13 protein-coding genes are annotated in these 10,567 nt (G+C 68.6%); 7 read left to right on the top strand and 6 right to left on the bottom strand.

The window, feature by feature from the left end:
* Nucleotides 1-63: 63 nt before the first annotated feature.
* A complete protein-coding gene (locus tag FMP39_RS21365) occupies nucleotides 64-594 on the bottom strand; it encodes a hypothetical protein (RefSeq protein ID WP_141592139.1) in 531 nt (176 codons plus the stop codon).
* Between the two features lie 119 nt (nucleotides 595-713).
* Nucleotides 714-1,286, bottom strand: coding sequence for a TMEM165/GDT1 family protein (locus tag FMP39_RS21360; RefSeq protein WP_141592138.1), 573 nt, complete (start codon nucleotides 1,284-1,286; stop codon nucleotides 714-716).
* 381 nt (nucleotides 1,287-1,667) lie between these two features.
* Here FMP39_RS21360 and FMP39_RS21355 point away from each other — a divergent pair, with 381 nt between their 5' ends.
* The 3 genes from FMP39_RS21355 (at nucleotide 1,668) to FMP39_RS21350 (ending at nucleotide 2,673) form a co-directional block, all read left to right on the top strand.
* On the top strand, nucleotides 1,668-1,925 hold the full coding sequence (locus FMP39_RS21355) for a ribbon-helix-helix domain-containing protein (protein ID WP_141592137.1): 258 nt from the start codon (nucleotides 1,668-1,670) through the stop codon (nucleotides 1,923-1,925).
* Nucleotides 1,922-2,095: a hypothetical protein gene (locus FMP39_RS37510; protein ID WP_194858504.1), complete on the top strand. Its 174-nt coding sequence runs from the start codon at nucleotides 1,922-1,924 to the stop codon at nucleotides 2,093-2,095. The genes FMP39_RS21355 and FMP39_RS37510 overlap by 4 nt, the downstream gene beginning before the upstream one ends.
* 86 nt (nucleotides 2,096-2,181) lie before the next feature.
* Nucleotides 2,182-2,673, top strand: a complete 492-nt coding sequence (locus FMP39_RS21350) for a hypothetical protein (RefSeq protein ID WP_141592136.1) — start codon at nucleotides 2,182-2,184, stop codon at nucleotides 2,671-2,673.
* A 46-nt stretch (nucleotides 2,674-2,719) separates the two neighbouring features.
* Here the strand turns inward: FMP39_RS21350 and FMP39_RS21345 are convergent, their stop codons facing one another.
* From FMP39_RS21345 to FMP39_RS21335, 3 genes are read right to left on the bottom strand one after another with little or no spacing between them, the layout of a single operon-like run.
* Nucleotides 2,720-3,787, bottom strand: coding sequence for a lysylphosphatidylglycerol synthase transmembrane domain-containing protein (locus FMP39_RS21345; protein WP_011554425.1), 1,068 nt, complete (start codon nucleotides 3,785-3,787; stop codon nucleotides 2,720-2,722).
* Nucleotides 3,788-3,804: 17 nt separating this feature from the next.
* Nucleotides 3,805-4,536: a tyrosine-protein phosphatase gene (locus FMP39_RS21340; protein ID WP_141592135.1), complete on the bottom strand. Its 732-nt coding sequence runs from the start codon at nucleotides 4,534-4,536 to the stop codon at nucleotides 3,805-3,807.
* A complete protein-coding gene (locus FMP39_RS21335) occupies nucleotides 4,533-4,742 on the bottom strand; it encodes a DNA gyrase inhibitor YacG (protein ID WP_020478355.1) in 210 nt (69 codons plus the stop codon). Before FMP39_RS21335 ends, FMP39_RS21340 begins: the two co-directional genes overlap by 4 nt.
* 82 nt (nucleotides 4,743-4,824) lie before the next feature.
* On the opposite strand from FMP39_RS21335, the gene FMP39_RS21330 reads away from it, so the two are divergent.
* The 4 genes from FMP39_RS21330 to FMP39_RS21315 are packed head-to-tail and all read left to right on the top strand — an operon-like array spanning nucleotide 4,825 to nucleotide 9,461.
* A complete protein-coding gene (locus FMP39_RS21330; RefSeq protein WP_141592134.1) occupies nucleotides 4,825-5,814 on the top strand; it encodes an NAD(P)H-quinone oxidoreductase in 990 nt (329 codons plus the stop codon).
* Between the two features lie 30 nt (nucleotides 5,815-5,844).
* Entirely contained in the window at nucleotides 5,845-6,948 is a 1,104-nt protein-coding gene (locus FMP39_RS21325; RefSeq protein WP_141592133.1) for an ankyrin repeat domain-containing protein, read from the top strand.
* A gap of 43 nt (nucleotides 6,949-6,991) precedes the next feature.
* Nucleotides 6,992-8,029, top strand: a complete 1,038-nt coding sequence (locus FMP39_RS21320; protein WP_141592132.1) for an agmatinase family protein — start codon at nucleotides 6,992-6,994, stop codon at nucleotides 8,027-8,029.
* Between the two features lie 49 nt (nucleotides 8,030-8,078).
* On the top strand, nucleotides 8,079-9,461 hold the full coding sequence (locus FMP39_RS21315) for a glycosyltransferase (protein WP_141592131.1): 1,383 nt from the start codon (nucleotides 8,079-8,081) through the stop codon (nucleotides 9,459-9,461).
* Here FMP39_RS21315 and FMP39_RS21310 read toward each other — a convergent pair.
* Nucleotides 9,408-10,406 carry a response regulator gene (locus FMP39_RS21310; protein WP_141592130.1) on the bottom strand — a complete coding sequence of 333 codons (999 nt, stop codon included), beginning with the start codon at nucleotides 10,404-10,406 and terminating at the stop codon, nucleotides 9,408-9,410. The two genes, FMP39_RS21315 and FMP39_RS21310, sit on opposite strands and share 54 nt — an antisense overlap.
* Nucleotides 10,407-10,567: the final 161 nt, after the last annotated feature.

Here is a 10,567-nt window from a genome sequence, read left to right as displayed (position 1 = left end):
GAATCATCGCCTCCCCCCACGAAAAAAGGCCGGGGCTCGACGCCTCCCCGGCCCTGGAACGGCTTACTGGCAGTCGCTCAGCGGGAAGACGTAGTCACGGCGCGGCGTCTGGCCGGGGTCCTGGTTGATGGCCGCGACGCTCAGCTCGCTGTAGTTCACCGTCGTGCTGCTGCCGATGACCATCTGCGTCTTCTGCACGCGCGTGGTGGACAGCACCACCTTGCCAATGGTGCCGCTCGGCTCGATGCGGTAGCAGTTCATGATGCGCGGGTCCACCGTGGACCGGCGGCACTGGTTGTACTGCCCCAGAATCTCGCGCTTCGTGTACGTGCAGCGACAATCCCAGGGGTCGTACTCCTCGGAGACGTACGCGGCCTCGAAGCCGGTCGCCGTCTGGACGACCTCCAGGTGCGTGCCGCCCTGGAACTCGTCACAGCGCAGCACCACGTCGCCCACAGCGCCCTGCTTCACTTCCGCCGTCTCGGCAATCACCTCGGCCTCGACCGGCGGGTCCTGCGGCTGGGCACCGTTGCAACCCGCGCCCATGAGGGCGCTCATCAGAATCATCGCGGAGAAACGAATGGGGGAACGCATTCCAGCTCCTGAAGAAAGGTCCGGGTCATCCCAGACCTCTCACATGGGAGCTTTTCCCGTGATGAAGCGCAATACACTTCTCCGTCACAGCGCATCATTCGCACTGCGCGTCCCAGCCGTCAGGACATCCGGAGCGCCGTCCACAGCGACAGGGCGCCGAAGATGAAGAAGAGGCTGGCGGCGGCCCACCGCACCCAACTCATCTGCACCCGCCCGGCGAGCCGGTCCCCCAGGAACACAGCCAGGCCGTCCGACAGCATCATCCCGGCCGTGGTGCCCAGCGTCACCGTGATGGGCGCCTGATAACGCGCGGCCACGGCCATGGTGGCCAGTTGCGTCTTGTCCCCCATCTCCGCGAGGAAGAAGAGCACCACCGTGGTGAGGAAGGCGCCGAAGCGCGGCGGCTTGCCGCCATCTTCATCCAGCGTGTCCGGCTTGAGCGTCCACAAACCGAAGCCGATGAAGAGCACCGCCAGGAGCAGCGCCATCCACTTCGCCGGCACGTGCGCGGACACCCAACTGCCCACGCTGGACGCCAGCGCGTGATTGGCAACGGTGGCGACGAAGATGCCCGCCAGCACATGCCACGGCTTGCGAAACCGCGTGGCCAGGGAGAACGCGAGCAACTGCGTCTTGTCCCCCATCTCACTGGCGGCCACCAACACGAACGAACCCACGAGCGCTTCCAACATGACAACTCCCTCGCAACCACAGGGCCGGGGTTCAGACTCGTGGGAGACGCCAGGGCAGCACGCGCGCACGACGGACCTCGGCCAGGAAGAAACGACAATCCCTGTCCGAAGGTCTCGTTCGTCTCGCGAACATCACGAGGTGGGGGCCCGGGCCGTTTCCAGCCAGTGTGTCGAGCTTCCCGCCGCCAGCGCCGCTGGCGTGAACTACTCCCCTAAGGCAAGCGGCGAAGTAGCAGCGCGATGCCGCCCTGTCAACGCGAGGTGCGGCACGGCTCGAGCCCCTGGCCCCCGGCGCATTTTTTGACGGCGTGCCCGTCCGCCCGCCTAATGCCGCGGACAGGCAGGTAGCGGCCTGTAGCAGCCACGCCCGGAGGAAGTCCGATGCAGGATGGAAGCGCCAGTCCCCTGAGCCCCGAGGCTCCGTCGTCCCCGGCGGCCACGGAAGTGTCTGTCGACGTCCGAGGCCCGGATGCCGACATCGTCTCCACCCACGTCCTGGTCCCCGAGGAGCAGGTCCAGAAGCTGCGCGAGCTGGCGCGGCGGACCCGCATCCACCAGAGCGAGTACCTGCGCGAGGCCGTGGAAGACCTGCTCGGCAAGTACGGCCGCGGCACGCCCAAGGAGGAAGGCCAGTCATGAGGTCTGCCGCCGTCGCGCCCCGCGCATCCCTTCCTCGCACGCGTGAGCTGATGCCCGCTTCCATGCTGCGCGACGCCGACGCGGCACGCCTGCCTCGCACCCGACTGGACTCCGAGCGGCCGGCCTCGATTCGCGAGGCCATCGTCCGCTGGTTGGATCAGGAACTCTGACACGATGCGTCCGGCCCCCACCTGGAGGCCGGACGTGACGCCGAGGTAGGCTCCGCGATTCCTTTTCGGAAGGAGCCCCACACCCCATGCGTCTCCCGATTGTCAGCGCCGCACTCGCGCTCGCCGCCGCCGGCTGTGCCACCTCCGGCTTCGACAAGCTCTACCCGGGCATGTCGTCCCATCAGGTCGTCGATGCCATGGGCTCAGGGCCCACGCGCGCGCAGGAGTTCCCGGACAGCTCCACCGCCTGGTACTACGGCGAGGACCGCTGCGTGCTGATGCGCGACGACAAGCTCGTCGCCAAGGCCACGACCGAGGACTCCACCACCATCACCACCCCGGTCGTCTCCGTGCGCGACAGCGCGAAGGCCCTGTGCGCGCCAGAGGGCTACGCCTCCTCGGAGAAGCGGGAGCAGGTCATCGACACGCCGTTCGGCACCCTCAAGGGCAACATCGACCCGAAGGCCACCATGGAGAAGGTGAAGGGCGTGGTGACGGGCAAGAGCGGTGACACCACCCCCGCGAAGACGGAAGCCGCTCCCGCGGAGACGGGGCAGGCGTCGTCGCCCACCCCGTAGGAAGCCGCATCGACACGACATCCGGGGCCGGGAGGCGGCCCCCGCGTCAGGCGGAAGGTGCCGCCGCCTCGCCGTCCTTGTCGTCCAGCTTGCCGGCGATGTCCTTGAACGACAGGTGCCCCATGGACAGCAGGATGAGGCCCAGGCCCACCTGCTGCACCGTCTGGCTCAGCCACATGACGTTGGCGTAGGCCAGCCCGCTGGCATTCACCGCGGCGGCCGGAAGGAAGAGGCTCAGGCCCACCTTCGTGGCCGCCTGGAAGGTGCCCATCATCCCCGGCGCCGCCGGAATCATCAGCCCCACCACCAGCACGCCCAGTACGACGTAGGCCTGGAAGAGCGTCAGGTCCATGGGCTCGCAGACGGTGCCGGGCGCCGCGCCCGAGCAGTCGAAGGCGTTGGCCAGCATGGACATCCCCGCGCCATTCACGCCCCAGTACAGCGCCGTATAGAGGAAGAAGAGCGCGACCTGCCGCCCCTTCGGCAGCTGCCGCATGGCGCCCACGAAGGTGTCGACGATGTCCGCCACCTTGTCCGCCACCTGCGGCGCCAGCCGGCCCACCGTGGCGCGCACCAGATTCACCGTGCGCTGCTGCTGCCAGAGGCCGAAGAGGAGGAACGCCAGACCGCCGCCGAACACCGCGAACATCAGCCACGAGCCCAGCTTGACGTAGCGAATCTCCGGCGTCTCCGTGGGCACGAAGAAGAGCAGCGCTCGCAGCATCGCCGCCACGAAGAGGCCGTCCACGATGCGCTCCAGCACCACGGACGTCATGGCCGCGCTGCGGCGGATGCCACTGCGCTGCGCGATGAGGAAGGGCCGCGCGAACTCGCCCAAGCGAAAGGGCAGCACCAGCAGCATCATGAAGCCGATGCCGGACGCCTCATTCAGCTTTCGGAACGGGACCTGCTCCAGGCCCGACAGAAGGCAGCCCCAGCGCAAGGTGCGGAAGACGTGGATGGCCAACAGGCAGCCGAAGTACGGCACCAGCCACGCGTAGTTGGCCGACTTCAGGCTGGCCAACTGCGTCGCCCAGTCCGTGTCCCGGAAGGCCCACCACATGAAGAGGAAGGTGACCAGGAGGCTGGCCAGGAGTTTGACGGCACGTTTCACAGGGGCCGGGTATACCGTCAGTCCGGGTCGGACTCCAGTGACTCCCCGGCCAACAAAATCGCGGGATTGTCCCTCATGAGACGGGCGAAGCGCGCCTCCCCTGCCCTGCTCCGCAGCTCCGCCAGCGAGCGGCCCACCCAGTCGCGGGCCCCCACGGGCCCATGCAGGTCCGTGGCGCCCACCGCATAGAGCCCGTCGTCCAGGAAGGCGCGGGACAGCTTCTTCGCCGTGCCGCCATAGCGGCCGATGAGCGCACCGATATCCAGTTGCAACAATGCCCCAGCGCGCACGGCCTCCGCGGCGCGGCCCTTCCGCTCGAACTCCAGGCAGCGCTCGGGATGCGCCAGCAGCGGCACCACGCCCTTGGTGCGGATGCGGAAGAGGATGTCCGGCAGCGCGGGGACGGGCGCGGTGTAGGGCAGCTCCACGAGCACGTAGCGGCCCGGGCCCAGCTTCCGGGCCTGGGGCGTGCTGAGGCCTCGCAGGAAGGCATCGTCGAGCACGTTCTCCGCGTTGCGCCCCAACGCCAGCGGGATGCGCTCGCGCTCCAGGGCCTCCGCCAGCTCCGCACGGCGCACGTCCACCACCTCCACGGGGGCGTACTCGGGGCGCGCGTGTGGACTGGGGGCGACGGTGGAGAAGCCAAGGTCGACCAGCGCGCGCGCCATCTCCAGCGCGTCCTCCAGCGTACGTGCCCCGTCATCCACGCCGGGCAGCAGATGGCAGTGCAGGTCGACGAAGCCGCTCATGCGTCGCCGTGCTGGCGTGCCGGGTGGCTGTCGGCGGGCAGCTCGTCTTCCTGCTCATCCGCCTGCCGGTCGGGGACGCGGTACTCCTCGCCGAGCCACCGGCCGAGGTCCACGGCGCGGCAGCGCTTGGAACAGAAGGGAAAGGCAGCGTTCTCCCCGCGCGGAGGAACGGGCTTCTGGCAGATGGGACACGTCAGCGTGCTCATGATGGACGGTGTTCTAGATAAGCGTTGACGCTCTCGCGAGCCAGGATGTTTCGTGCCCGCCATTCCATGGGAGGCGCCTGCCATGAAGGTCCTTCGCATCACCCGTCCGGGAGGCCCCGAGGTCCTCGCCGAGGAAGAACGTCCCGAGCCCGTCCCAGGCCCAGGGGAGATTCTGGTCCGGGTGCGGGCGTCCGCGCTCAACCGGGCGGACCTTCTGCAGCTTCGTGGTCACTACCCCGCCCCGCCGGACGTGGCACCAGACATTCCGGGCCTGGAGTACGCGGGCGAGGTGGTGGCCGTGGGCCCGCGCGCACGGCGCTTCCAGCCCGGCGACCGCGTCATGGGACTGGTGGGCGGGGGCGCGTGGTCGGACCTGCTCGTCACCCACGAGCGAGAGGCGATGCCCATCCCCGACGGCATGGACTTCACCGACGCGGCGGCCATTCCGGAGGCATACCTGACCGCGTTCGACGCACTGGTGCTCCAGGGCGAGCTCAAGCCCGGCGAGACGGTGCTCGTCCACGCGGTGGCCAGTGGCGTGGGCTCGGCGGCGGCGCTCATCTGCCAGGCCATGGGCGCGCGCGTGGTGGGCACGGGCCGCAACGCGGCGAAGCTGGCCCGCGCGGCCGACTGGGGCGTGACTCGCACGGTGCTGTGTGACACCAGGCCGCCGCGCTTCGCGGACGCGGTGCGCGAGGAGACAGGCGGCCGGGGCGCGGACCTGTGCCTGGACCTGGTGGGCGGCGGCTACGTGCCGGAGACGCTGAACGCCCTGGCGCCCCGGGGGCGGCTGATGCTGGTGGGGCTGGTGGCGGGCGCGGCCACCGAGGTGAACCTGGGCACGGTGCTGACGAAGCGGCTGCGTGTCACCGGCACCGTGCTGCGCAGCCGTCCGCTGGAAGAGAAGATCGCGCTGGCGCAGAGCGCGGAGCGGCATCTGTTGCCGCTGTTCCGCACAGGGGCGCTGCGGCCCGTGATAGACGCGGTGGTGCCGCGCGCGGACATCCGGCAGGCGCTGGAGCGCATGGCCGGCAATGACTCGGTGGGCAAGCTGGTGGTGCGGTGGGCGTGAGCCGCATCGCCCACTGAAGGAACGGATTCGATGACGGAGCAGCAGTTGGAGCTCGAAAAGCGCTTCCGGCAGATTGACGACCTCCACTACATCCAGACCTATCACCGGGTCGAAATGCCGGAGGCCGAGTACCGGCAGAGCCTGGCCAAGGCGGAGCGCAAGAACGCCGAGGTGGTGGCTCAAATCCGGACACTGCTCGCCAGCGGCGTCAGCCTGGACTTCAAGACCATCAACGGGCACTCGCCGATGATGATTGCCGTGACTCAGAACAACGTCGAAGTCATCCAGTTGCTCATGGAGTACGGCGCCGACATCCGGGCGGGCTCGAACTACGAGTTCCCGATTCACCGGGCCGCGGAGTTCGGCGCCGACCGCGTCGTGCGGTTCTTCATCGAGCAGGGCATCGACCCTCGGCTGAAGACGGAGGGGGGCAGGTCGGTGCTCTCCGTCGCCCGCGCCTCGCGGCACAGCAAGAACGTGGGCCCCCTGCTCGTGGAGCTCCTGAAGAAGACCAAGGACCAGCGAGGCCCTCCGCCCAAGAAGGCGAAGGAGCTCTCCGAGGAGCGCGTCACCCAATACCTGTCAGGGGACGCTCCCGCGGGGGTCAACCCCAAGACGTGGGAGCAGCTCCGCGCGTTCATGGAGAGCGTCTTCGTCGAGGAGTACTCGGTCACCATCGACCAGCTCTACGCGGGCATCGCAGAGCACGGCAACACGAACGCCCCGCTCGTCTTCGCCACCATCGACCTCATCCGGCAGGTCTCCACGCGGGCCCCCGCGAGCAAGGCGCTCAAGAAGGTGTCCAAGAACCCCTTCGTCCACCATGGCGACCTGGTGGTGGAGGGCCCCCTGAAGGTGCTGTCGCTCCTGGTGACGGGGAACCTGACGGTGAAGGGCAAGGCATCCAACTTCGAAGGGTGCCAGCTCTTCGTGGGCGGTGACTTCGAATGCGACGCCTTCCAGACCGAGGGCCCCGTCATCATCGGAGGGAACCTCAAGGCCTCGACCGTAGACGCCTTCTACAACGACTACAGCCTGGACGTCCGGGGCGTGCTGACGGCGGACCGGCTGGTGATTGAGAAACATCAGGTGCTGGCCGGGCGTTTCGACGTCAAGGAACGCATCGAGAAGTAACAGACCATTGCGCCCCGACACCGGGCCTTTATCCTGCGCCGCCATGGCTACCCACTTCGACCCCAGCGCCGCCGCTCAGCCGGACTCCGGCGTGTTCGGCCTCCCCCACTCCCCGGAAGAGGCGCACGTCATCCTCATCCCCGTTCCCTTCGAGGCCACCACCAGTTACGGCGGTGGCACGTCCGAGGGGCCGACCGCCGTCCTGGACGCCAGCCGGCAGGTCGACCTCTTCGACGTGGAGACGGGTCGTCCCTACGAGCGTGGCATCGCCATGCTCCCCGAGCCCCAGGAGCTGCGCGACTGGAACACCCGCGCCAAGGAGCGCGCCCAGGTCGTCATCGAGGCCGGTGGCATCCACTCCGGCGAGGCCGCGCTGATTCAGGCCGCGCAGGACGTGAATGTCCTCTGCGACCAGATGAACGAGCACGTCTACCGCACCACCAAGCACTGGTTGGACCAGGGCAAGCGCGTGGCTGCGGTGGGCGGTGACCACTCCATCTCCTACGGCATCATCCGCGCGCACGCGGAGAAGTACCCCGGCATGGGCGTGCTGCACCTGGACGCGCACGCCGACCTGCGCGTGGCCTACGAGGGCTTCACCTGGTCCCACGCGTCCATCATGTACAACGTCGCGGAGCGCATCCCCGGCGTGAAGACGCTGGTCCAGGTGGGCCTGCGCGACATGAGCGCGGAGGAGCACCAGTACATCGCGGACTCCAACGGCCGCGTGCACGGCTTCTTCGACGCCACCCTCCAGAACAAGCGCTTCGACGGCGTGCCCTGGAACCGGCAGGTGGATGAGATGGTCGCCCTGCTCCCGAAGCAGGTCTACCTGTCCTTCGACATCGACGGGCTGGACCCCGTGCTCTGCCCCCATACGGGCACCCCGGTGCCCGGCGGACTGTCCTTCGCCGAGGCCGTGGCCCTCATCGCCGGCGTGGTCCGCTCCGGGCGCACCATCGTGGGCTTCGACCTCACCGAAGTGGCCCCCGACCCCGATGGCGGCGAGTGGGACGGCAACGTCGGCGCCCGGCTTCTGTACAAGATGATTGGCTGGATGCTGAAGTCGCAGCAGGCCTGACGTCTCGCCACGCCCCTGGAGGCTTCAGGCCACACCGCCAGGAGCCTCCATGTCGACCCTCCTCGTCTGCCCCCTGCCCGAGCGTGGGCACATCAATCCCTCGCTCAAGCTCGCCCGGGCCCTCCAGAAGCGGGGGCACCGGATTGTCTTCTGCGGCATCCGGGACACCGAGGCGCTCATTCGCGCGGAGGGGTTCGACTTCGAGTGCCTCTTCGAACACCTGTTCCCCCTGGGCTTCCAGGATGAGGTCAAGGAGCGGGTGAGTCAGTGGAAGGGCCTGAAGCGGGTGCGCTACCTGCTGCAGGTGCTGCGCAAGCAGAACCAGATGTATGAGTCGGTGCTCCAGGGGGAGCTCGACGCCATCATCACCCGGACGCGGCCGGACCTGGGTCTCACGGATGTCCTCCTCCCAGAGCCGTTCCTCGTCCTCCGCGGCCACCAGGTTCCCACCCTGGTGTTGAACACGAGCATCCCCATGCGGTGGGAGCTCATGACGCCGCCGCCGACCTCCAACGTCATCCCGGATGGCCAGCTCTCCGGCATCATCCGAGGCGCGCTCGACTGGGGCCGCATCCTGTTCGCATCGAAGATGGAGGATTGGCGTAGCTGGGTCGGACTGGAGCCGGCGGACCTCCGGTACCGGCACGCGTTGGCGCGCAAGTACGGGTATCCGCCCGAGCATCTGGACTTCGCGGGGCGCCTCAGTGGCGAGCACGACCCCATGCTCGTCCTCTGCCCCCGAGAGTTCGTGGAGTTCAGTGGCGTGCGGCTCTCCATCGACGTCCACTACACGGGGCCGTGCATCGACCTGGAGCGCAAGGAGCCCGACTTCCCTTGGGAGCGGCTGAGCCCGGAGCGCCCCCTGGTCCTGTGCTCGCTGGGCACCATGGCCATGCCCCCCGAGCAGGCCCGGCGTTTCCACGAAGCCGTCACCGAGGCCGCGCGGCGGCGGCCCGCGTGGCAGTTCGTGGTGGCCACCAATGAATGGCGGGAGACGCTCCCTGGCCCCGTCCCGAACAATCTCGTGTCCGTGACGCGCGTCCCCCAGCTCCAGATGCTGCGCCGCGCGTCCGCCATGGTGACCCACGGCGGCTTCAACAGCGTCAAGGAGTGCATCTACTTCGGCGTGCCCATGGTCGTCCTGCCCGTCCAGTACGACCAGCCCGGCATCGCGGCTCGCGTCGTCCACCACGGGCTGGGGCAGCGCGCGGACCTTCGCTCGCTGACGCCCGACACCCTGGTTCCGCTGCTCGACGCAGTCGTCGAACAACCGTCGTACCGGCACGAGCTGGAGCGCATGAAGGCGCGCTTCCAGGCGGCGGAGGAGGAGCAGGCCCTGGTGGACGCCATCGAACGGCACCTGCCCGGGACGAGCGCGTCAGGTGCTCCTGGGCAGCATCAGGCTGAACGTGGAGCCCTCGCCGGGTCGTGACTGGACGGACAGCGCGCCCCCTTGCAGGCGCACCAGCTCCGAAGCCACGTACAGCTCCGGTCCGCAGACGCCCTTCGCATCCGTCCGGAAGGGCGTGAAGAGGTGGGCCAGCGCCTCCGCGGCCAGCCCCGGCCCCGCGTCCTTCACGCGCACCGTGAGCTGTGTCTGGGAGACTTCGAGCGCCACCGCCGTATCCCCCTGCCGGACCGCGTTCGCCAGCAGCACGTCGAACACCTGCCGGATGCGCGGCGGGTCCACCTGCGCGTGGACTGGCTCCTCGGGTGCTTCCAACGTGACGTGTGCGCCATGTGCCGCCACCGCGTCGCGCAGGTGCTGGCCCACGTCCGTGTCGATTCGCTTCAGCGTCGCCTCGCCCGAGGACAGCCACGCCAGCTCGCGCAGGTGACGCCCCACGGCTTCCATGGACTGGAGCTGCGCCGCCAGCGTGTCCAGCGCCGCGCGGTCCACGGAGGACGTACCTTCCAACCGGCGAAGCTGCTCGCGGGCCGTTTCGAGCGGGCCCTGGAGCGCCTGCGCCACCCACTGCCCCAGCGCGCTCAAGGGGGACGCCGCGTGCGCCTCCATCCGAGGCTCCGGCGAGGCGGCCAGCGACTTGTGGATGACCGATTCAAAGTCGGTGATTTCAAAGGGCTTGTGGAGGAAGGCGAACGCCTCCGGCGCGCCCTGGGGCAGCACCGCGCTGAGGAGGATGACGGGCACGTCCTTGAGCTGTGCCTCCTGCTTCATCCGGCGGCAGAGTTCCACGCCGCTCAGCCGCGGCATCATGTGGTCCGTCACCACCAGCTGAGGATGCCGGGCACGCGCCAGGCCGAGCGCCTCCTCGCCATCCCGCGCTCTCAAGACGTCGTGGCCCAGGTCCTCCACGACTTGACTGAGAACCTCCAACACCGCTGGCTCATCGTCCGCGACCAGGACGAGACTCATGCTTCCACTCCCTCGCCTCGGCACGCCGCGACTGCTTGCGCGCCGCCAGGATAACAATCCACTCCCACGGTGTACTGAGACCCCGAGAGGACGTGCATCCCAGAGATGCAATCGTTCATGGATGACCGGAGTGGTTTATGAAGAGCGAGACACCGCATCCA

It is taken from the genome of Myxococcus sp. AB056 (genome assembly GCF_006547365.1).
Classification (GTDB): domain Bacteria; phylum Myxococcota; class Myxococcia; order Myxococcales; family Myxococcaceae; genus Myxococcus; species Myxococcus virescens.
The sequence above is the reverse complement of the archived record's forward strand: the minus strand, read 5'-3'. Positions and strand labels throughout refer to the sequence as shown.